The 21655-nt window shown below is 59.8% G+C and carries 15 protein-coding genes; 12 read left to right on the forward strand and 3 right to left on the reverse strand.

Annotated elements, in window-relative coordinates; translation table 11 throughout:
• The first annotated feature begins 87 nt into the window (after positions 1 to 87).
• From pilM to hemE, 10 genes are all read left to right on the forward strand, one after another.
• Positions 88 to 1704 carry a type IV pilus assembly protein PilM gene (gene pilM / locus GH975_RS11995; protein ID WP_170272507.1) on the forward strand — a complete coding sequence of 539 codons (1617 nt, stop codon included), beginning with the start codon at positions 88 to 90 and terminating at the stop codon, positions 1702 to 1704.
• Positions 1701 to 2297, forward strand: a complete 597-nt coding sequence (locus tag GH975_RS01600; RefSeq protein ID WP_153712829.1) for a type IV pilus inner membrane component PilO — start codon at positions 1701 to 1703, stop codon at positions 2295 to 2297. The genes pilM and GH975_RS01600 overlap by 4 nt, the downstream gene beginning before the upstream one ends.
• Positions 2287 to 2820, forward strand: a complete 534-nt coding sequence (locus tag GH975_RS01605; protein WP_153712830.1) for a pilus assembly protein PilP — start codon at positions 2287 to 2289, stop codon at positions 2818 to 2820. Before GH975_RS01600 ends, GH975_RS01605 begins: the two co-directional genes overlap by 11 nt.
• A gap of 10 nt (positions 2821 to 2830) precedes the next feature.
• Positions 2831 to 4942: a type IV pilus secretin PilQ gene (gene pilQ / locus GH975_RS01610; RefSeq protein WP_153712831.1), complete on the forward strand. Its 2112-nt coding sequence runs from the start codon at positions 2831 to 2833 to the stop codon at positions 4940 to 4942.
• A gap of 38 nt (positions 4943 to 4980) precedes the next feature.
• Positions 4981 to 5466, forward strand: coding sequence for a shikimate kinase (locus GH975_RS01615; protein WP_153712832.1), 486 nt, complete (start codon positions 4981 to 4983; stop codon positions 5464 to 5466).
• Entirely contained in the window at positions 5463 to 6539 is a 1077-nt protein-coding gene (gene aroB, locus GH975_RS01620) for a 3-dehydroquinate synthase (protein ID WP_153712833.1), read from the forward strand. The genes GH975_RS01615 and aroB overlap by 4 nt, the downstream gene beginning before the upstream one ends.
• Positions 6536 to 7963 carry an SPOR domain-containing protein gene (locus GH975_RS01625; RefSeq protein WP_153712834.1) on the forward strand — a complete coding sequence of 476 codons (1428 nt, stop codon included), beginning with the start codon at positions 6536 to 6538 and terminating at the stop codon, positions 7961 to 7963. Before aroB ends, GH975_RS01625 begins: the two co-directional genes overlap by 4 nt.
• Before the next feature lie 140 nt (positions 7964 to 8103).
• The gene (gltB, locus tag GH975_RS01630; protein ID WP_153712835.1) at positions 8104 to 12549 is read left to right on the forward strand and encodes a glutamate synthase large subunit; all 4446 of its coding nucleotides are present in this window, start codon (positions 8104 to 8106) and stop codon (positions 12547 to 12549) included.
• Positions 12550 to 12560: 11 nt separating this feature from the next.
• On the forward strand, positions 12561 to 13985 hold the full coding sequence (locus GH975_RS01635) for an FAD-dependent oxidoreductase (RefSeq protein WP_153712836.1): 1425 nt from the start codon (positions 12561 to 12563) through the stop codon (positions 13983 to 13985).
• A 1-nt stretch (position 13986) separates the two neighbouring features.
• Positions 13987 to 15063 (forward strand): uroporphyrinogen decarboxylase, encoded by a 1077-nt coding sequence (gene hemE, locus GH975_RS01640; protein WP_153712837.1) that lies wholly within the window; start codon positions 13987 to 13989, stop codon positions 15061 to 15063.
• On the opposite strand, the gene GH975_RS01645 is transcribed toward hemE, so the two are convergent.
• From GH975_RS01645 to GH975_RS01655, 3 genes are read right to left on the reverse strand one after another with little or no spacing between them, the layout of a single operon-like run.
• A complete protein-coding gene (locus tag GH975_RS01645; protein ID WP_153712838.1) occupies positions 15047 to 18142 on the reverse strand; it encodes an error-prone DNA polymerase in 3096 nt (1031 codons plus the stop codon). The genes hemE and GH975_RS01645 overlap by 17 nt on opposite strands.
• A 3-nt stretch (positions 18143 to 18145) precedes the next feature.
• Positions 18146 to 19444, reverse strand: a complete 1299-nt coding sequence (locus GH975_RS01650; RefSeq protein WP_153712839.1) for an ATP-binding protein — start codon at positions 19442 to 19444, stop codon at positions 18146 to 18148.
• On the reverse strand, positions 19441 to 19689 hold the full coding sequence (locus tag GH975_RS01655; RefSeq protein WP_170272508.1) for an accessory factor UbiK family protein: 249 nt from the start codon (positions 19687 to 19689) through the stop codon (positions 19441 to 19443). Before GH975_RS01655 ends, GH975_RS01650 begins: the two co-directional genes overlap by 4 nt.
• Before the next feature lie 289 nt (positions 19690 to 19978).
• Between GH975_RS01655 and glnK the strand changes: the two genes are divergently transcribed.
• Together glnK and GH975_RS01665 are read left to right on the forward strand one after the other, a co-directional pair.
• Positions 19979 to 20317, forward strand: a complete 339-nt coding sequence (gene glnK, locus GH975_RS01660) for a P-II family nitrogen regulator (RefSeq protein ID WP_153712841.1) — start codon at positions 19979 to 19981, stop codon at positions 20315 to 20317.
• A 42-nt stretch (positions 20318 to 20359) separates the two neighbouring features.
• Positions 20360 to 21613: an ammonium transporter gene (locus tag GH975_RS01665; protein WP_153712842.1), complete on the forward strand. Its 1254-nt coding sequence runs from the start codon at positions 20360 to 20362 to the stop codon at positions 21611 to 21613.
• Positions 21614 to 21655: the final 42 nt, after the last annotated feature.

The following is a 21655-nucleotide window of genomic DNA, read 5'->3' on the forward strand; positions in this document are numbered from 1 at the left end:
TTTGCGAGTACCCGATCCTTGAACTTTACTCATAGAGCTTCGCACATTTTTGCGAGCATTGAATCGGGTCAGTAAAGGGTGCGCTACGTGGCGATATTTTCAAGTTCCGCCAACTCGTTGTTGGGACTAGACATCAGCAGTTCGGCGATCAAGTTGATCGAGCTGTCCAAATCAGGCGGTCGATACCGCGTCGAAAGCTATGCGGTTGAGCCGCTGGAGCCGGGCGCAGTGGTCGAAAGCTCTATCGTCGACACCGAAAGCGTGGGGGCTGCGATCAAGCGCGTGGTCGAACGCTCCAAAACCCGGTGCAAGTCAGCGGCGGTTGCGGTTTCGGGTGCCACGGTAATTACCAAGCTGATCCAGATGCCGGCTGATTTGTCGGATGCGGAACTGGAAAGTCAGATTTCGCTGGAGGCGGACCAGTACATTCCTTACCCGCTGGACGAGGTCGCCTTGGACTTTAGAGTCATGGGGCCCAACGCCAACAACCCATCCCAGGTTGATGTGCTGTTGGCCGGGTGCCGGCGGGAGCATGTTGATGCGCGCGAAGAGGCCCTCGAAATCGGCGGCCTGAAGCCGGTGTTTATTGACGTTGAAGCCTACGCCATTGAGCGTTCGTTTGAATTGTTGGCCTCGCAGCTGGACCCGCAAGTGGCCGAAGGCGTGATCGGTATCGCCGACGTCGGCGCTACCTCGACCATGGTCGCGACGCTGGAGCTGGGGGCGATTACGTTCACCCGCGAGCAAATGTTCGGCGGTCGCGTCCTGACCGAAGAAATTCAACGCCGCTACGCGCTGTCGCCCGACGAAGCCGGGCTGGCAAAAAAGCAAGGCGGTTTGCCCGACGATTACCAAGACGCGATTTTAAACCCGTTTTGCGAAAGCATTACCCAGCAAATCGGGCGCAGCCTGCAGTTCTTTTTTGCCGGCTCAACCCACTCGAGCTTGGATGCGCTGGTCTTAGCCGGGGGCTGCTCGGCCATCGAAGGGCTGGACCGACTGGTCAGCGAACGCCTCCAGGTGCCGGTGATCACCTGTGATCCGTTTGCCGACATGAGCACCGCCAAACGCGTCAATGTCGCCGGCCTCAGCAAGGACGCCCCGGCCTTGTTGATCGCAGCCGGCTTGGCCTTGCGGGCGTTTGAATCGGGCGGTATCAACCTGCGAGCGTGGCGCGACGAAGCGCGCGCCACCCAACAGCGCAGTTTCATCGCCGCCAGCGTTGGCGCGCTGGCGTTGGCCGGTGCCACCGTGTTTGCCGGGTCACAGTTTCTGAATGCGGAAATCCAGGCCCAAAACACGCGCAATAACTACCTGAAACAGGAAATTACCCGGGTCGACGCCCAAATCGCCGAAATTCGTCAATTGCGTGAACTGCGCGGCCAACTGATTGATCGGATGCAGGTCATCCAAGACTTGCAGGGCCGGCGTTCGGAAATCGTTTATGTGTTTGACGGGGTTGTTTCGACCCTGACCGATGGCACGGTCTACACCAGCCTATCGCGCCGCGAAAACCAGATTACGCTGACTGGGCAGGCCGAAAACAACAACCGCATTTCCAGCCTGATGCGCAGCATTGACGGCGCCGACTGGTTTACCGACCCCAACTTGACCAAGGTCATCGCCGAAAAGAGTGGCGAATTGCCGAATCGATTCGACCTGTCGATCGCCCTGACCAACCCCGTGTCGGAGGCCCAGCAATGAAACTGATCACGGACGTTAAAGGGTTCCGCACCGACGACATGGACTTAAACAGCGGTGGCAGCTGGCCGCTGCTGGTTAAGTTAATTTTTTGGCTGATCTTGGTGGCTGCGGTGGTCGCCGCCGGCTGGTGGTTCCACATCAAGGGGCTGCAGGACAGTGTCAGCAAGGTCCAGGCCGAGGAAGTGACCTTGCGCCAGTCGTTCGAAGCCAAGGCCTTTCAAGTGGCCAACTTGCCGGCCCTGCGCCAGCAAATGACCGACATGGAAGCGCAATTTGGTGCGTTATTGCGTCAGCTGCCTAGCGACACCGAAGTGCCGGGGCTGTTAGAGGACATTACCAGCACCGGGACCGGTGCAGGGCTGGAATTCGACTCGATTAACTTGCTGCCGGAAGTCCAGCGCGAGTACTACATTGAGTTGCCGATCCAGATCAGCGTGCGCGGCTCGTATCATGAGCTGGGCACCTTCGTCAGTGGCGTTGCCGGCTTACCGCGCATCGTCACCCTGCATGACTTTTCGATTAATCCCGCTGAAAGCGACCAGCTAGACCTGAGCATTCTGGCGCGAACTTATAGGTACCGTGATGAAAACTAACGCCCTGGCCCTGACGGGGGTGCTGGTGTTGCTGGGTGGCTGTATGCCGGCGGCCGACACCTCGGACTTACAGCGCTTTGTCGCGCAAGTGCAAGCGCGCCCCGGCGGCCAAATCGAGGCGGTGCCGAGCTTTGAAAACTACGAGCCCTTTGTGTACCGGGCGGCGTCGTTGCGCAGCCCATTCGTCGCACCCGTTCAGCAGCGTGCCCTTAACCGCCCGGTCAGTGACCCCAACATCAAGCCGGACCCGGACCGTGCCCGCGAGTATTTGGAAAACTTCAGCCTCGATTCGCTGCTGATGGTGGGCACTCTCGCGCTGGGCGATCAAGGCAGTTTTGCCTTGATCGCTGATAACGAAGGCCAGGTCAGCCGGGTCGCATCGGGTAACTTTCTGGGCCGTAACTACGGTCGCATTACTCGCATTTCCGAGGCCTACATTGAGCTCACCGAGATCGTCCCAGACGGCGGCGACGGTTGGATCGAACGGCCCCGTACCCTCAATTTAAAAGCCCCCGCGCTCTAAGGAATAGACCATGTCGAGGTTTCTAACACTTTCAACCATTGCCGTGACCGCACTGGCAAGCATGGCAGCACTGGCCCGCCCGGTTGTCATGACCGACCTGTCGATTCAGTCCCAGGCGTCGGACCGGCTAGAAGTTAGCATGGCGTTTGACGGGCCGGCCCCGGATCCGCGTAGCTACACGGTCGACCAGCCGGCGCGCATCGCGATCGATCTGGATCAAACCGGCAGTGCGCTGGATAAACGCTACTTTCAAATCGGTGGCGAAAATGCCCAGGGCATCACGGTGGTTGAATCCGCCGGGCGTACCCGGGTGATCGTCAACTTAAAGTCGTTGATGCCGTATGACCTGTTCTCGGACGGTAATCGGCTGACCCTTGCACTGGGCGGTAAGGTTCGTGAAAGGGTATCCCAGGCGCCGGTTCCGATGAAAAGCGCGGTCCAGACCGCGATCAAAGATATCGATTTTCGGCGCGGTGACGAAGGCGAGGGCATGGTTCAAATCGCCCTGACCGACGCCTCGGTGTCGCCTGAAATTACCCAGCAGGGCCAGGTCATCCGCGTTCGCTTCGCCTCGGTTGATATTCCGCCCGCACTGCAGCGGCGCTTGGATGTGGTCGATTTTGCCACTCCGGTCCGCCAGATCGATGCCTTTGCAGAGGGCGGCGACACGGTCTTGGCGATTCGCCCGGACGGCGCTTTTGATTACATTGCGTTCCAAACGGATTCGCTGTTCACGGTGGCGGTTAAGCCGATCAGCCAAAAAGAACAAGCGGTGCGTGACGAGGCGGCCAAGTACACTGGCGAAACGCTTAGCCTGAACTTCCAAGACATTGAAGTGCGCAAGGTTCTGAACTTGATAGCGGACTTCACCGACTTGAACCTGGTGGCATCGGATACCGTGGGCGGCAACATCACCCTACGCTTGAAAAACGTGCCCTGGGATCAGGCGCTGGACTTGGTGCTGCGGACCAAGGGCTTGGACAAGCGCCAGGTCGGCAACGTCTTGCTGGTCGCACCGGCCGAGGAAATCGCGGCGCGCGAACAGCTCGAGCTGGAAACCCAAAAAGCGGCACAGGAATTGGCCCCGCTGCGGACCGAATTCATTCAAGTGCAGTACTCCAAAGCCGCCGACATTGCCGGTCTGCTGACTGGAGCGGGGGTTGAGGGCAACACCGATGCGGCCGACTCGTCGGTGCTGTTGACGGCGCGCGGTAGCGTCGCGGTCGATGACCGCACCAATACGCTGATCGTCCAGGACACGGCGGCTAAGTTGCAGGAAATTCGTGACCTGATGGACGTGCTGGATATTCCCGTACGCCAGGTCTTGATCGAAGCGCGCATCGTCACCGCGGACAGCAGCTTTGCCAAGCGTGTCGGCGTTAAATGGGGCTTTCTTGGCCAGGCCACCGGCAATGGCAGCAGCGTGGCACGGGTTGGCGACAGCATCACGTCTTTGGGTAACCTGGCCGGTCAAGGCGTGGCGGCGACCGATTTGGCCGGTGTAGTCGGTCCGCAGGCGCCGACGATCGGTGCGGATGCACTGAATGTCGATTTGATTCCGGCCGGTTCTGAAAGCGGCTCCTTTGCGCTGGGGTTGGCGACCAGCGATCTGTTGTTGAACTTGGAGCTGAGTGCGCTGGAAAGCGAAGGCCGCGGTGAAGTGGTCGCCCAGCCCAAGGTGGTGACGGCGGATCAGCAAAAAGCCTTGATCGAACAGGGCGCACAGATTCCGTATGTGACGGCCGGCGACGGCGACACCAACGTGCAGTTTAAAAATGCGGTGTTGTCATTGGAGGTCACGCCCCAGATCACACCCGACGGCAACGTCATCATGGATCTGAATATTGTCCAAGACAGCCAGGGCGGCACCACGCCAAAAGGGGAAATCATCATCGACACGCGCAAGCTGACCACTCAGGTGTTGGTGGGCGACGGTGAAACCATTGTGTTGGGCGGTGTGTTCCAAGAAGAGCGCACCAATGACGTCCAAAAAGTACCGGTCCTAGGGGACTTGCCGATACTGGGCAAGCTATTTCGCAACAAGGTCGTTATAGAAAACAAGAAAGAACTGTTAATCTTCATCACACCTAAATTGATTAACGATGCATTAGCGAGACGGTAGTGGCCCAATTCCCTGGTCCCATAGTGCTTGTTGGCCCTATGGGGTCAGGCAAGAGCACCATTGGTTACAGATTAGCCCAGTCCCTTGACTGGGCTTTTTGCGATACGGATAAGCAGATCGAAGAAGCGACTGGGGCCGACATCCCGTGGATCTTTGAAAAAGAGGGCGAGGCTGGCTTTCGCCGTCGCGAACGGACGGCGTTACTGGATTCACTCGGGCGACGCGGCAGCATCGTGTCGACCGGCGGCGGTGTCGTCGAGTTGGCGGAAAATCGGGCCGACCTGATCGCCAGCGATGCCTTTGTGATCTATTTAAAAGCCACCCCCGCCGAATTGGCGCGCCGGGTTGGCAATGATCCGAATCGACCCTTGCTGCAAGGTGATGACCCGGTGGCGGTGCTGACGCGGCTGCTGAACCGGCGCGGTGCCTGGTACGAAGCGGTCGCGAGTCATACCGCGCATACCGATCGCATGAACCCAAAAACCTTATCAGACAGTCTACTGGAGCGGATCGCCACATTATGAGTGCACAGGTCAATGTCGCCTTGGGCGAACGCAGCTACACCATTGATATCGCGCCGGGCTTGATTCGAGCGGATTTGGCGCGCTACTTGCCGCAATCGGAGATTTTGCTGGTCAGCGATTCGAATGTTGGGCCGCTGTATCTGGATGCGATCCAGGCCCAGCTGGGTCACGCCCGTGTCCTGCGCTACCAATTCGAGGCCGGCGAAGCGTCCAAGCGCTTGGATGTGGTCGAGGCAATTTGGTCGTTGTTGATGGCCGAGCGATTTTCGCGCAAATGCGTGCTGGTGGCCGTCGGTGGTGGTGTGGTCGGCGATATGACGGGATTTGCCGCGGCCTGCTATCAGCGCGGCGCCGGTTTTGTCCAGATCCCGACGACCTTGCTGGCCCAGGTGGATTCCAGCGTCGGCGGCAAAACCGCGGTCAACCACCCTCAAGGCAAGAACATGATTGGGGCTTTTTACCAGCCATTGAGTGTGCTGGTCGACACCGAGACCTTGGACAGCTTGCCGGCGCGCCAGTGGTCCGCGGGCATGGCCGAAGTGATCAAATACGGAGCCCTTGGCAGCCTCGATTTTCTGGGCTGGCTGGAGCACAACATGGCTGCTTTGATGGCGCGTGATGCGGTCGCGGTGGCCGAGGCGATTCGCGTTTCCTGTCAAATGAAGGCCGACATTGTGGCCGATGATGAACGCGAAACGGGCCGCCGTGCATTGCTGAATTTGGGTCACACTTTTGGCCATGCGATTGAGGCCCACGAGCAATACCGAGGGCTGTTGCACGGCGAAGCGGTGGCGGTCGGGATGGTCATGGCGACTCGGCTGTCGGTCGCGCTGGGCTGGGATGCGCCCGACAACCTGGACCGTTTGGTGGCGCTGTTGCGGGCTGGCGAGTTGCCAGTTGAACCGCCGCCGGGGATGACGCCCGCGGACTTTATGCACCACATGGGGCTGGACAAAAAAGTCGACGCCGGTCAGTTGCGTCTGGTCTTGCCCAAGCCAACTGGGTCTGCGGTGATTAGCGCTGACTTTGACCCGCAGGCGCTGGCGCGGACATTGGCGGACAGCTGCCGATGAGCGCCCTTGTAGGCAGCGGCGCTCGCGCCCAGTCGGTATTGGAGCACTGGTTGCGATTTGACCCGGGTGTGGCCGAACTGGTGGCCCCCAGCGGAATGGGAAAAAGTGCGGTGGCCAAAGCGCTGGGCGGCGACGATGTTCGCCTGATCCGCATCAGCGCACCGATCAAACCGGATGTGTTGTTGGCGGCACTCACCCGCCAACTTGGCGTGGCGGGCGGCGACTTGCGCGCATCGCTGATAAAAATCCGCAAACAGGCGCGGACCGCTCGTGGCGCCGGGTTTCACACGTTAATTGTGGTCGATCGCGCCGAGCACGCCGACGATGCGGTGCTGGCGTTGTTGGGCCGGATTGGGTTGGCCGCCGCCGATGGCGATGGCATTGCCGTGCTGCTGTTGGCCAGCACTTCGCAGCGCGCACGCCTGACCCAGGTGTCGCACCAGGGCGCTCGTTTTGATGATATTTCGCTGGTGCCACTGAATGATGACGAAGCGGATGAGCTGATTTCGGCGCACCTGCATGATGGCCCCTGGCAGGGCGATGGGCTGGCAGCCTTGGACCGGGCGGCGTTGATCGCGGCCGCGGCCGGCAACCCCGGGCGCCTACTGGCAATGTTGGCCAACAAACGCAATGGCCTGCCTTTGGTGGCGCGGACACCGGCCGGACGCAAGCGCGTGATGACGGTGTTTGGGATTGGCTTGGTGCTGGCCTTTGGCTTGACTGGGGCCTGGGTTTGGCAGTGGCACAGCGAATCCGGAGTGGCGCCGTTGCCGGCTGCAGCTGACGCTGCCGAACCTGCCGGTACGCGCGATTTGTTGGCCGAGGTCGAAGCCCAAATCCAAGCACCGCTGGCCGAGCCGCCTGCGCCTGCACCGCTGGCCGAGGAAAGCTTTGACTTTGCCGGCGCCTTGCCGGCTCCGGCGGCGGCGGTTGAGCTGGATCGGTTGATGGCCGAGTGGCCGCAGCCAGTACTCGCCAGTGCCCCGGCCCCGGTGATTGTCAGCGCGCCCGTGACGGTCCCGGAGGTTGCACCGGTCAGTAGTCTGGTGGTGTTCGCCCCAGCCCCGACTGCCCCGGCGTCAAATGAGGTCGCAGCGGCGTCCGTGCAGGTCCGCCCTAGCGCGGCGGATGAGGCGAAAATCTTGTCTAGCAGCGCCGCATCCTTTACTCTGCAGCTCTTTGGGACGCGTGATCTTGCTGCGGCAAGTAACCAAAAGAATCGATTGCCATCGAGCATTGACGGCCGAATTGCGGAGGTGATCCACCAAGGAAACCCGTGGTTTGTGCTGGTCGCCGGTGACTATCGAACGCGAGAAGACGCCGAAGCCGCCAGTCGCGGCCTACCGGCAAACGTAATCGAACAAGGCTTTTGGATCCGCTCGTTTGAGGGGCTTCAAAACCAGATAAGAGAGGCACGGCGCTAACGCGTTCAGCCCGCCCCAATAACGACCGAGCGCATCCGCTCAAAGGTCGTTGCTATAGAAATGTCGCCTGATGCCAGTGGATAACCCGCTCGGCAGGGCGGGATAACCGTCGCGATTGGGGAATACTTGAGGATGCTAACTTGACTAAAGCTTTATACACGCCCGGCGAATTCCGCGATAACTGCGGCTTTGGTTTGATCGCCCACATGAGCGGTGATCCGAGCCACGAATTGGTCAGTACGGCGATTGAATCTTTGACCTGTATGACCCACCGAGGTGGCATCGCAGCGGACGGTAAAACCGGCGACGGCTGTGGTCTATTGTTGGCCGCGCCCAAAGAATTTTTGCGCGCTGTCGGCGAGCAAGCGACCGGCGCCGAGCTGGACGAGACCTTTGCCGCCGGCATGCTGTTTTTATCTCAGGACGAAGCCAAAGCGGCGCACGCGCGTGCCGTGGTCGAAGCCAAGCTGACTGCGCGCGGTGTGTCGATTGCCGGCTGGCGTGTAGTGCCCACCGACGCATCTTTTTTGGGACCGATTGCGGTCGATCAACTGCCGCGCTTTGAACAGGTCTTTATCAATGCCGCAGGCCTCAGCGAAGTGGCCTTTGATACCGCGCTGTTCATGGCCTACCGCGAAGCGACCTTGGCGCTGGCCGATGACATTGACTTTTACGTGTGCTCCATGTCGCGCAAGGTCATCAGCTACAAAGGTCTGATGATGCCCAAGGACCTGCCGGCATTTTACCCGGACCTGGCGGATCCGCGTTTGGCCTCGCACATCTGTGTGTTCCACCAGCGCTTCTCGACCAACACCTTGCCGCGTTGGCCGCTGGCGCAGCCGTTCCGGATGCTGGCGCACAATGGCGAGATCAACACCATTCAGGGCAATCGCAGCTGGGCGCGTGCGCGCTCGAGCCTGTTCGCGACCCCGATGCTGCCTGAAATCGACGCGATTCAGCCGATCGTCAACACCACCGGTTCCGACTCATCATCCATGGACAACATGCTGGAGGTGCTGGTCGCCGGTGGCATGGATCTGTTCCGTGCGGTGCGCATGATGGTGCCGCCGGCGTGGCAAAACGTTGAAGGCATGGACGCTGAATTGCGCGCGTTCCACGACTACAATTCTATGCACATGGAGCCCTGGGATGGTCCGGCCGGCTTGGTCCTGACTGAAGGTCGTTACGCGGTGTGTTTGTTGGACCGCAACGGTCTGCGGCCGTCACGCTACGTGATTACCAAAAACGGCTTTATTACCCTGGCGTCGGAAATCGGCACCTACGATTACAAGCCCGAGGACGTGGTCGCTAAAGGTCGTGTCGGCCCCGGCCAGATCTTGGCTGTGGACACCGAGACGGGCCGTGTCATGCACACCAGCGAAATTGACGGCCAGCTCAAAGTGAGTCAGCCGTACAAAAAGTGGTTACGTGAAAACGCGATCCGCCTAGAAAGCGAGCTGGTTGAGGGCATGCACCGGGTCGAGCAGCTTAAGGGTGACCTTAAGACCTACATGAAGCAGTTCCTGGTGAGCTTTGAGGAGCGCGATCAGGTCATCCGTCCGATGGCTGAAAACGCCCAAGAAGCGGTCGGTTCCATGGGCGATGACACGCCGATGGCGGTGCTGTCGATGAAACAGCGCAACATTGCGGACTACTTCCGTCAGCAGTTTGCCCAGGTCACCAACCCGCCGATTGATCCGCTGCGTGAAGCGGTCGTGATGAGCTTGGAAACCTGTGTTGGTGCCGAGCGCAATGTATTCGAAGAGTCGCCGTTGCATGCCGCGCGTGTGATCTTGAAGTCGCCTATTTTGGGGCCGTCAAAGTTCGCCAAGTTGCTGGAACTTGACCGTTCGGGTTTCCGTTCGAGCGTTCACCACATCTTCTTCGACCCAAGCAAAGAAACGCTGCATGCCGGCATTCAGCGCTTGTTGGGCGAAACCGAAGCGGCCGTCAAAGCGGGCAACACGCTGATCGTGTTGTCGGACCGTCACATCGACAAGGGCGGCATTCCGATTCCAGCGGCGATGATGGTTGGTGCCGTCCACCACCACCTGATCAATAAAGGGCTGCGCTGCCAGTGCAACCTGATTGTGTCGACCGGCAGTGCACGCGATTCGCACCAAATGGCGGTTCTGATCGGCTTTGGCGCGACCGCCATCTACCCGTACTTGGCGTACCGCTTGATCGACGATCTGGTCGAGTCACGCGAGTTGGTCGGTGATCGCAACCGTCTGGCCAAAAATTACCGTAAGTCCGTCAACAAGGGCCTGATGAAAATCATGTCCAAAATGGGCATCTCGACCATCGCCAGCTACCGCGGGTCACAGTTGTTTGAAGCGATTGGCCTTAGTGACGAAGTCGTGGACCTGTGCTTTACCGGCACCCCCAGCCGTATCCAGGGCGCGACCTTTAGCGATTTGGAAGACGATGCCAAGGTCACGGCCAAGTTGGCCGGACGCCACAGCAAGGGCATCGACCAGGGCGGGCTGCTGAAGTACGTTCACGGCGGTGAATATCACGCCTTTAACCCGGACGTGATTCAGACCCTGCAAAAAGCGGTTCAGAACGGTTCGTACGAGTACTACCAAGAGTATGCGGACCTGGTCAATAACCGCCCGGTTGCGACCTTGCGTGACCTGTTCGACCTGAAAACATCGGCGCCGATCGATATCGATCAGGTCGAGCCGGTCGAGTCGATTTTGAAGCGCTTTGACTCGGCGGGTATGAGCTTGGGTGCGTTGAGTCCGGAGGCTCACGAGCAGCTGGCGCAGGCCATGAACGAGTTGGGCGCGCGCTCAAACTCAGGCGAGGGCGGCGAAGACCCCAACCGCTTTGGCACCAATCGCGTCAGCAAGATCAAGCAGATCGCGTCGGGCCGATTCGGCGTTACACCGCACTACTTGGTCAACGCTGAAGTGCTACAAATTAAAGTCGCTCAGGGTGCCAAGCCCGGTGAAGGCGGCCAGTTGCCCGGTGGCAAGGTCAACCAGCTGATTGCGCGCTTGCGCCATTCGGTCCCGGGCGTGACCTTGATTTCACCGCCGCCGCACCACGACATCTATTCGATCGAAGATTTGGCTCAGCTGATTTTCGATTTGAAACAGGTCAACCCCGAGGCCCTGGTGAGCGTCAAACTGGTCTCCGAGCCTGGCGTTGGCACCATTGCCGCCGGCGTTGCCAAGGCTTATGCCGACCTGATTACGATTTCCGGCTACGACGGCGGTACCGCCGCCTCACCGCTGACCTCGATCCGTCACGCCGGTTCGCCTTGGGAGCTTGGCTTGGCCGAAGCGCAACAGGCACTCCGGTCGAACGACCTGCGTGGCAAGGTCCGAGTCCAGACCGACGGCGGTTTGAAAACCGGTTTGGATGTGGTTAAGGCCGCGATTCTGGGCGCCGAGAGCTTCGGCTTCGGGACTACGCCGATGGTCGCCATGGGCTGTAAGTACCTGCGTATTTGTCACCTCAATAACTGCGCTACCGGGGTTGCCACCCAGGACGAGTGGCTGCGCGAGCAGCACTTCCGCGGCAAGGTCGAGATGGTCAAGCATTTCTTTACCTTTGTTGCCGAAGAAACTCGCGAGTGGATGGCGCGTGCCGGCGTGCGTACGCTCAATGAACTGATTGGCCGCACTGACTTACTGACCCAGGCCGAGGGCCTAACCAGCAAGCAAGCACACTTGGATTTGAGCCCAATGCTCGAAAACAAATTGGTGCCGGCGGACAAACCTCAGTACTGCACCCAGGCCAAGAACGAACCCTTTGACCGTGGTTTGTTGGCGGAACGAATGGTGCGTGATTTGCGCTTTGCCATCGAAGGCAAAATTGGTGCCGAGGCTACCTACGACGTCACTAACTGCGACCGTTCGATTGGTGCGCGCCTGTCCGGTGAAATCGCCCGTCGCTGGGGCAACCATGGCATGAGTGAAGCGCCGCTGAACTTGGCACTGCGTGGCACCGCCGGTCAGTCGTTTGGCGTTTGGAATGCCGGCGGCTTGAACCTGAATCTGGAAGGCGATGCCAACGACTATGTCGGCAAAGGCATGGCCGGTGGTCGTATTACCATTCGTCCGCCCCAGCGCAGTGAGTTTGTCGCTCGCGAGACCTCGATTATCGGTAACACCTGTTTGTACGGTGCCACTGGCGGCACGTTGTATGCGGCGGGTCGGGCCGGCGAACGTTTCGCGGTGCGTAACTCGGGTGCGACCGCGATCGTCGAAGGTGCGGGTGATCACTGCTGTGAGTACATGACCGGCGGTATGGTCATCGTGTTGGGTAAAACCGGCTACAACTTTGGTGCCGGTATGACCGGTGGCTTTGCCTATGTGTTGGACGAGGATCGTCAGTTTGTCGACCTCTACAACCACGAGCTGGTCGATATTACCCGTGTCGGCAGCGAGGCCATGGAAGACCATGCCCAGTACCTGCGCGCTCAGCTGGCGGCCTATGTTGAGGCCACCGCCAGCGCCTGGGGCAGTGAAATCTTGGCGGACTTTGAACACTACCTGCAACAATTCTGGCTGGTGAAGCCGAAGGCTGCTGGACTGGATACCTTGTTGCGCCAAAGCCGCGCGATGGCTCAGTGAGGACGGACGGAATGACTGAAAAAACGATCTTGAACAATGATTTCCAATTCCGCGATGTGGCGCGCATGGACCCGACTAAAAAGGCCATGCAGTTTCGGACCGAGGATTTCGTAGAAATCTACGAACCCTTCGAACCGACCGAAGCGTCACACCAGGCGCATCGGTGTTTGGAGTGCGGTAACCCGTATTGTGAGTGGAAGTGCCCAGTCCACAACTACATTCCCAATTGGCTCAAGCTGATCAGCGAAGGCAACATCATGGAAGCGGCGGAGTTGTGTCACCAGACCAACTCACTGCCGGAAGTCTGTGGTCGGGTGTGCCCCCAAGACCGCCTGTGTGAAGGGGCTTGTACCCTGAACGATGGCTTCGGCGCCGTGACCATTGGCAACGTGGAAAAATATATTACCGACACCGCCTTCGCGATGGGCTGGCGACCGGACCTATCACAGCGCGTGTGGACCGACAAAAAAGTCGCCATCATCGGCGCCGGCCCGGCCGGCCTGGCAACCGCGGACATCTTGGTGCGTAACGGTGTCAAAGCCGTGGTGTTTGATAAGTACCCTGAAATTGGCGGCCTGCTGACCTTTGGTATCCCCGAATTCAAGCTGGAAAAACGCGTGATGGAACAGCGCCGCGAGATTTTTGAGGCGATGGGCATCGAGTTTCGTTTGAACACCGAAGTCGGCAAAGACGTCGACTTCCAGTCGTTGGTCGACGACTACGACGCGGTGTTCTTGGGCATGGGCACCTACACCTACATGAAAGGCGGCTTCCCGGGCGAAGACCTGCCGGGTGTGTTTGACGCGTTGCCTTACCTGGTGTCGAACGTCAATCGCCGCTTGGGCTTTGAAAAATCCGCCGCCGACTTTGTCGACATGCGCGGTCAGCGTGTGGTCGTGTTGGGTGGTGGTGACACCGCAATGGACTGTAACCGCACGGCGATTCGTCAGAGCGCCGAGAGCGTCAGCTGTGTCTATCGCCGCGACGAAGCCAACATGCCCGGCTCGCGCCGTGAAGTGGCCAACGCCAAAGAAGAAGGCGTCAACTTCCTATTCAACCGTCAGCCGATTGAAGTGGTCGGCACCGACAAGGTCGAAGGCGTTAAGTTCATCACCACGCAACTCGGTGAGCCGGACCATAACGGCCGTCGCCGCCCCGAACCGATTCCGGGCTCCGAGGAAATCGTGCCGGCGGACAGCGTGCTGATCGCCTTTGGTTTCCGTCCCAGCCCACAGCCGTGGTTTGCTGAGTACGGCATCGAGACCGACGAGGGTGGCTTGATAAAGGCACCCGCGGACGCTGAAATTGCGTTTCAAACGACCAATCCCAAGGTGTTTGCCGGCGGTGATATGGTGCGCGGCAGTGACCTGGTAGTCACCGCGATTGCCGAAGGCCGCAAAGCCGGTCAGGGCATCTTGGATTACTTAGAGGTTTAATGTGTCGACGCTAAAAAATGATCGCTTCCTGCGCGCTTTAAATCGCGAGCCGGTTGATGCAACGCCGATTTGGGTCATGCGCCAAGCCGGGCGCTACTTGCCCGAGTACCGAGCTACCCGTGCGCGCGCCGGCGGCTTTATGGACCTGTGCCGCAATGCGGAGCTGGCCTGTGAAGTGACTTTGCAGCCGCTCGAACGGTTCGACTTGGACGCGGCTATTTTGTTCAGCGATATCTTGACCATTCCAGACGCGATGGGCTTGGATTTGGAATTTCAGGCCGGTGAAGGTCCTGTGTTTCATAAGCCCCTGCGGACCGAAGCGGACGTGGCGGCATTGCCCAAGCTCGACGTTAACCGTGACCTGGATTACGTCATGAATGCGGTGCGGACTATCCGCTCGGCTTTGGGTGGTCGTGTACCGCTGATCGGCTTTTCCGGATCGCCGTGGACATTGGCGACCTACATGATCGAAGGCGCCGGTTCAAAAGAGTATCCCTTCGCCAAAGGCATGCTGTACGGCCAGCCAGACGTGATGCATGCGTTATTGGATCAGTTGGCCGATACCGTGGCGGACTATTTAAACGCACAAATTTTAGCCGGTGCCCAAGCGGTACAGATTTTCGATACCTGGGGTGGCGCCTTGCCGTTTGCCCAGTACGATGAATTTAGCCTGCGCAGCATGAAGCGCGTGGTCAGTCAGCTGATTCGTGAACACGACGGCCGCAAAGTGCCGGTGATTTTGTTCACCAAGGGCGGCGGCGCCTGGTTGGAAGCCATGGCCGACGCCGACGCCGACGCCCTGGGTTTGGATTGGTCGTGTGACCTGGGCGAGGCGCGTGCGCGCGTCGGTCACAAGGTGGCCCTGCAAGGTAACTTGGACCCTGGGACGCTGTTTGGCAGTGACGAAGCGGTTGCCCGTGAAGCGCGCCGGACCTTGGATAAATTTGGTCCCAATCCGGGTCACGTATTCAACTTAGGCCACGGCATTAGTCAGTTCGCCAATGCGGACCGCGTTAAGACGCTGGTCGACACCGTCCACGATTATTCCGCCGAGCTGCATGCTAAGGGCGGTAACTGACCGCGCGCATGGGCAATGCCCCCAGTAAATAATCGAGGTTAATGACTTGGTCCACAATCAGGTGGATCACGCCATGTTTGCGCTGGACCTCGCCGCATACCCGCCATAATCGCGATGTCAGTATGATCTGGCGGTAGCGATCGACCAATGACGGCCACAGAATCAGATTGTGGTTGCCGGTTTCATCTTCCAGCGTTGCAAACATCACGCCGCCGGCCGTGCCCGGACGCTGGCGGCCGGTGACCAACCCGATCACCGACGCCCGTTCAATCAGTGAGTCGGCCTTGAGCTGATCCAAGGTGATGCAGCCCTTGGCCTCGTGGCGCGTGCGCAGTAGCGCGATCGGGTGCGTCCGCAACGAGAAACCGGTGGCACGGAAGTCCTCGACGATTTGGCTGCCTTGCGGCGCCGCCGGCAGTGGCGAACTGGGATCGAACCAACCGGCCTCGGCCAACAACGGCAATTGCCACAGGCTGTCGGCGAGTGCCCAGCGTGCGGCCTGACGGTGACCTGCCAGACCATCCAGAGCCCCGGCTGCGGCCAAACGTTCCAGCACCGCACCGCTGAGGCGGCTGCGTGCCGCCAAGTCTGCCATGTCGCGAAAAGGGCCGCTGTGGCGCTCGGTCAGAAGGTCGACCAAGGTTGATTCGTTGAGCTTTTTAATCGCCCGTAATCCGACTCGCAGTGCCGCTTTGCCGTCATGCAATTGCACGCTGTAGTCATAGTCCGATGCATTGATGTCCACAGGCAGCACGGCGATACCGTGGCGCCGCGCGTCTTGGAGTATTTGCGAGGGCGAATAAAAGCCCATCGGGTAGCTGTTGAGCAGCCCGGCGTAAAAGGCTTCGGGTGCATGGCGCTTGAGCCAGGCCGAGACGTACACCAGCAGCGCGAACGAGGCGGCGTGGGATTCGGGGAAGCCGTAGTTGCCAAACCCGAGGATCTGTTGGTAAACCCGGTCGGCGAATTCGTCCGGGTAGCCGCGCGTGCGCATACCGTCTTTAATCCGAGCTTCGAGGTGTTCCAGTCCGCCGCGGCGTTTCCAGGCCGCCATCGAGCGGCGCACGTTATCAGCCTGCGATGGTGTAAAGCCCGCCGCGACCACGGTCAGCTGTATGACTTGTTCTTGGAAAATGGGTACGCCCAAGGTTCGCTCTAGGACCGCGCGGACCTCGTCGTTGGGGTAATCAAAGGCTTCGCTGCCGTCGCGCCGGCGCAAATAGGGGTGGACCATATCGCCTTGGATTGGACCGGGGCGGACGATCGCAATTTGGATTACCAGGTCGTAGTAATTGCGCGGTTTAAGGCGCGGTAGCATCGACATCTGGGCGCGCGATTCGACCTGGAATACGCCCAAGCTGTCGCCCTGACAAAGGGCATCGTAGGTCGCCGCGTCATCCGCGGGAATGTCTTGGAGGCTGAAAGTGTCGGGCAGCGCTGGCACATAGGCCGGGTCCTGGCGGCGCCACTGACGGATGCCATCCAAGGTCCGTCGAATCGCACTCAACATACCCAGCGCCAGCACATCCAGTTTCAGCAGACCGAGCGTTTCAATGTCGTCCTTGTCCCATTGGATCAGAGTGCGATCCGCCATGGCCGCGTTTTCGACCGGCACCCACTGTGACAGCGGACCGTCTGAAATGACAAAGCCCCCGACGTGCTGGGACAGGTGGCGTGGCAGTCCTTGTATGGCGATCGCCAGCTTTAGGAATAGCTGAAAGCGCGGGCTGGAATCATCAATGCCGTTGTCGGCGAAGTAGCCGCGCATGTCTTCCGGTTTGCTCCACCACGACAGGCTTTTTGATAGCCGCTTAAGTAACCCTTCGTCCATGCCCAATGCCCGACCGACGTCGCGAATGGCGCTTTTCGGGCGGTAGGTGATGACGGTGGCGGCAATGGCGGCGCGTTCGCGGCCGTAGCGGGTATATAGGTACTGGATGACTTCTTCGCGGCGATGGTGTTCAAAGTCGACATCGATGTCCGGTGGCTCGTTGCGATCGGCGCTAATGAAGCGCTCGAATAGGACCGCGACCCGAGCCGGATCGACCTCGGTGATGAACAGGCAGTAGCAGACCACGCTATTGGCCGCACTGCCGCGACCTTGGCACAGGATGCCTTGGTCGCGGGCGAATTGGACCACGTCCTGTACGGTCAAAAAGTACGGCTCGTAGCCCAGCTGGTGAATCAGCCCAAGCTCTTTTTCGATCAGCCCTCGGACGTGGCCGCTGGTGCCGCCGGGCCAGCGCTTTTTAGCGCCCTGTTCGACCAGTGCACGCAAATAGGTGCCGGCGTTGGCGTAGCTGGGTGGCACCAGCTCGCTGGGGTAGCGGTACTGCAGCTGGTCAAGGTTGAAGTTGCAGGCCGCGGCCAGCGTTCGGGCATTAGCCCGCCACGCCGCCGGGTACAGAGCGGTCAGTTCATCGGGTGTGCGCAGGCAGGCTTCGGCATTCGGTGCCAGCGCATCCCCCAGTGCATCCAGCGGCCGGTTCAAGCGAATCGCGGTAACCAGATCCTGAATCGGTTTTTCGCTGCGCCGCGCCATGCAGGCATCGGAGGTGGCGATGACGGTCAAGCCGGAGCTGAAGGCAAAGCGGTCAAGCGCGGCCATGTGTTGACCACAGCGGTCGGTCTTGTGGTCGACCGCGGCTAAATAGAGCCGTTCAAAGTGTGCCTGCAGGGGGGGTATGGCGGTGGCCAAGTCGGCCCCGGTTGCCGGCATCGCGATCCACGCCAAGTGCGGGTCATCGGGTAACTGGTCCAGGCGGATATGGTAGCGGCCTTTGGGGGCTTGGCGGCGTGCCAACGAAATGGTCGAGCACAGGCTTGGCCAGCCCAGTGCGTCGCGCACCAGTGCAGTTAAGCGGTGGCCTTCGGTGGTGGTGAACTGGGCCCCATGGATCAGCTTAATGGGCTGGTCTTTACCGGCCTCGAATGCGCGCACGCTGCCGGCCACCGAACAGTCGTCGGTGATGGCGATGTCGGTGTAGCCCAGTTCGAGTGCACGTTCAATCAGGGTTGCCGGCTGCGCCGAGCCGACTAGAAAAGAAAAGCACGAGCGCGCGCACAGCTCGCTGCTCATGGCCTAACCCTCGTGCGGAGACGCACGCAGCCCGATCGCGGTCTGTAGGTCGTCTTCGCAGATCGCGTCGCGCCCGGCCAGGTCCGCCAAGGTCCGCGCCACCAAGGCGCACTTTAGTTGGGCGCGACCGCTTAATCCGAGGCGGTTGCCGTGCAGGCGCAAAGCGCGGGTCATGGATTGGCCGAGCCCGGGCACATCGTTCAGGCCCGCGCACGTTAGTTGTGCATTGAGGCAGCCTTGGCGCTGTTGCTGGCGCACCCAACTGGTGCGGATCGGCCGCATGTCGATGGGGCGTGGCCCGGCCTCGCCGTATTCGTAGCGTGCGACTAGATCAAACCGATCAATCAGCGGTGGTGGCAGTTGCCGCTGCCAGCGCCGACGTGTGGCTGGGTTGCAGCGGCAGGCTTTGCGCGGGCTTCCTAGCCAGCCACAGGGGCAAGGGTTGGCGGTGGCCAGGGTCGCCGTCTGCGGCTCTAGGTCCATGCGTTCGGGCAATGCATCACGCAGCCCTTGGCTGTGCAGCGGCAGGTCGTCCAATGCCACCACGTGGCCGCGTTGTAGGTGTTGCCAATGGGCCAGCTGGCGCGCGTTGGCACCGACTGGCAGCCGCCATGGGTCCGATACGCCCGGTGTCGACGCGAACAGCCGTTTGCCAGCCCGGCGAGCCCGCACGCGTGGCGACTCGGGCCAGTGCGCACACAGGCCGTGGCTCCAGCCGGATTTGCCGACACCCGGTTCCCCATACACCAGGGTTGAGTGCCCACCGGATAGCACCCAGGTGGCCAGTTCGGTCGGCCAGCCGGGCATTAGGGAGGGCGCCGAGGGCGCAGGCGCTGTGGCGGTCATGGGAGTCGGATCGAGCTGGCGTAGGGATGCCAAAAAATGCGGCGCGCCGGTGCCGCCGGCCAGGTTCTGGAGGTTGCCGCAGGCGAGCACCAAGTCAGGGTCCAGCGGTAACAGGGAGCCGTCCAGGTTGAGCTCGCCAAACCAGGTGTGCTGTGCGCCGGCGGCGGTGGTGATTTGATCGCTTGCCAGTAGCACCGCCAAGGCCAGCGGCAGCGCGTGGCCGTCATCTAAGCGGCCGCCACGGGCCAGTTCAATGTCCAGTGTGACGCGGCCGCTAGGGTAGCGATAACCGGCGCCCTTGATAACGGAGCGGATCCGCTCTCTCAGGCTGGCTGCGTTGCGCCCGCGATTCAGCAGGCGGGTCAGTGGCAGGCCGCCTTGGATTTGCGCGCGCGCCGTACAGGGCCTGATGCCGTCAGGGGTCAGGCACAGGCTTTGAACGCGCGCAATACTCATGCGTCCGGCGTGCTGTCGAGCGCGGACAGGCGTGCTTCGAGCTCGGCAATTCGAGCGTCGGCACGTGCTAACAATTGAGTTTGGGCCTCAAATTCGTCGCGGCTGACCAAGTCGAGACTGGCCAGGCCCTGGGCCATGGTCTCTTTGACTTGGGTTTGGGCTTGTTCGGACAGTTGGCGCATGGGTTCGGGCATGCGCTGCATTAGTTGTTCGGACAGTTGCTGAAAGGGTTCGAAGGGGTTCATGGCGTGCTCCGATGAGTGAGGGTGAAACACTAGCATGGCGAGGGCAAAAGTCACTGGTGAAAATGACAGGCTTAGGGCGTTGAGGTGCACCATAATGGTGCGATTTCTGTACCTGTGGGTGGACTAAATTGGTGCGATTAGGGTCGGTAAATGCGTTAAAGTGGGTTCTCGTGGTGCGCAAGCACCGCGAATACTGCGATCCGTCTACAACTCCGCAAGGTTGGCACGATAATCGCAAAGTGAAACGCGTAGATAAACTACGTAACTCGATGTACCGAGGGAGATACCTATGAAACTTGTGACTGCGGTCATTAAGCCCTTCAAGCTGGACGATGTCCGCGAAGCGCTATCAGAGATTGGGATGCAAGGCATCACCGTGACAGAAGTCAAAGGCTTTGGCCGTCAAAAAGGCCACACCGAGCTGTACCGCGGCGCGGAATACGTGGTCGACTTTTTGCCCAAAGTGAAAATCGAAGTCGCCATTGATGATGATCAACTCGACACCGTTGTCGAAGCCATCACTAAGGCGGCGAACACTGGAAAAATTGGCGACGGCAAGATCTTTGTTGTTGCGCTGGAGCAGGCCGTACGTATTCGTACCGGCGAGACCGGAACTGACGCGCTTTAAGCGACCCAGTACACAACAGTCCAACCTTGCGGAGAGACACCCATGGAAACACAACTATCTGAGCTGTCAGGTAATCTGGCGGAGCTGAGCTACGCCGTCGATACCTTTTACTTTTTGATTTCAGGTGCACTGGTTATGTGGATGGCGGCGGGTTTCGCCATGCTAGAAGCCGGCTTGGTGCGTGCTAAAAACACCACCGAAATTCTGACCAAGAATATCCTGCTGTATTCGATTGCGTGCGTTATGTACCTGCTGATCGGTTACTCAATTATGTACATCGATATGCCTGAAGGCGGCTTCTTGCCCACCTTTGGCGGCATGATTGGTGACGAAAATGCGGCCATTGGCGATAGCTACTACTCGGCCCGTTCGGACTTCTTTTTCCAGGTCGTTTTCGTTGCGACTGGCATGAGCATCATTTCCGGCGCGGTTGCGGAGCGGATGAAGCTGTTTGCATTCCTGGCCTTTGCGGTCGTGTTTACTGGCTTTATTTACCCGATTCAGGGCGCTTGGAGCTGGGGTGGCGGGTTCTTGTCAGCCGCAGGTTTCAGCGACTTTGCAGGGTCCGGCATTGTTCACATGTGTGGCGCCGCAGCGGCCTTGGCGGGTGTGATCGTGCTGGGTGCGCGTAAAGGCAAGTACACCAAGGATGGCAAAATCAACGCGATCCCGGGTGCTAACATGCCGCTGGCCACGATCGGTACCTTTATCCTTTGGATGGGTTGGTTCGGCTTTAACGGCGGCTCGCAGCTTCAGTTAAGCGGTTTTGATAACGCTAACGCCGTCGCCCAGATCTTTTTGAACACCAACGCTGCGGCGGCTGGCGGCGCGATTGCGGCGACCTTGGTGGCTAAGTTGATCTTTGGCAAGGCAGACCTGTCGATGGCGTTGAACGGCGCGTTGGCTGGCCTGGTTGCAATCACTGCGGAACCTTTGGCCCCGAGCGGACAGCTGGCGACATTGATCGGCGCGATCGGTGGTGTGTTGGTGGTATTCAGCATCGTCGGCTTGGACAAAATCAAAATTGACGATCCGGTTGGCGCCATCAGCGTACACGGTGTGGTCGGTGTGTTTGGTTTGATTGCAGTCGTGTTCAGCAACGACGGCGCCACTTTGGGTGCTCAGCTGTACGGCGCATTCGCCATCTTTGTCTTCACCTTTGTCGCATCCTTCGTGGTTTGGACTGTGATCAAAGCGGTCATGGGTATCCGTGTCACCGAGGAAGAAGAGTATCAAGGTATGGACGTGATCGATTGCGGTATGGAAGCCTACCCCGAGTTCACGACTAAACGTTAAGACAGATTAATCGCTCCATTGAGGCGTCCTTCGGGGCGCCTT

The sequence above is a fragment of the Litorivicinus lipolyticus genome, from assembly GCF_009650135.1.
GTDB lineage: Bacteria > Pseudomonadota > Gammaproteobacteria > Pseudomonadales > Litorivicinaceae > Litorivicinus > Litorivicinus lipolyticus.

Excerpts from the sequence above, each read along its gene's own strand:
- GH975_RS01600 (WP_153712829.1), top strand. The coding sequence starts at position 1,701 with ATGAAACTGATCACGGACGTTAAAGGGTTCCGCACCGACGACATGGAC.
- GH975_RS01605 (WP_153712830.1), top strand. The coding sequence starts at position 2,287 with ATGAAAACTAACGCCCTGGCCCTGACGGGGGTGCTGGTGTTGCTGGGT.
- pilQ (WP_153712831.1), top strand. The coding sequence starts at position 2,831 with ATGTCGAGGTTTCTAACACTTTCAACCATTGCCGTGACCGCACTGGCA.
- GH975_RS01615 (WP_153712832.1), top strand. The coding sequence starts at position 4,981 with ATGGGGTCAGGCAAGAGCACCATTGGTTACAGATTAGCCCAGTCCCTT.
- aroB (WP_153712833.1), top strand. The coding sequence starts at position 5,463 with ATGAGTGCACAGGTCAATGTCGCCTTGGGCGAACGCAGCTACACCATT.
- GH975_RS01625 (WP_153712834.1), top strand. The coding sequence starts at position 6,536 with ATGAGCGCCCTTGTAGGCAGCGGCGCTCGCGCCCAGTCGGTATTGGAG.
- GH975_RS01635 (WP_153712836.1), top strand. The coding sequence starts at position 12,561 with ATGACTGAAAAAACGATCTTGAACAATGATTTCCAATTCCGCGATGTG.
- GH975_RS01645 (WP_153712838.1), bottom strand. The coding sequence starts at position 18,142 with ATGAGCAGCGAGCTGTGCGCGCGCTCGTGCTTTTCTTTTCTAGTCGGC.
- GH975_RS01650 (WP_153712839.1), bottom strand. The coding sequence starts at position 19,444 with ATGAGTATTGCGCGCGTTCAAAGCCTGTGCCTGACCCCTGACGGCATC.
- GH975_RS01655 (WP_170272508.1), bottom strand. The coding sequence starts at position 19,689 with ATGAACCCCTTCGAACCCTTTCAGCAACTGTCCGAACAACTAATGCAG.
- glnK (WP_153712841.1), top strand. The coding sequence starts at position 19,979 with ATGAAACTTGTGACTGCGGTCATTAAGCCCTTCAAGCTGGACGATGTC.
- GH975_RS01665 (WP_153712842.1), top strand. The coding sequence starts at position 20,360 with ATGGAAACACAACTATCTGAGCTGTCAGGTAATCTGGCGGAGCTGAGC.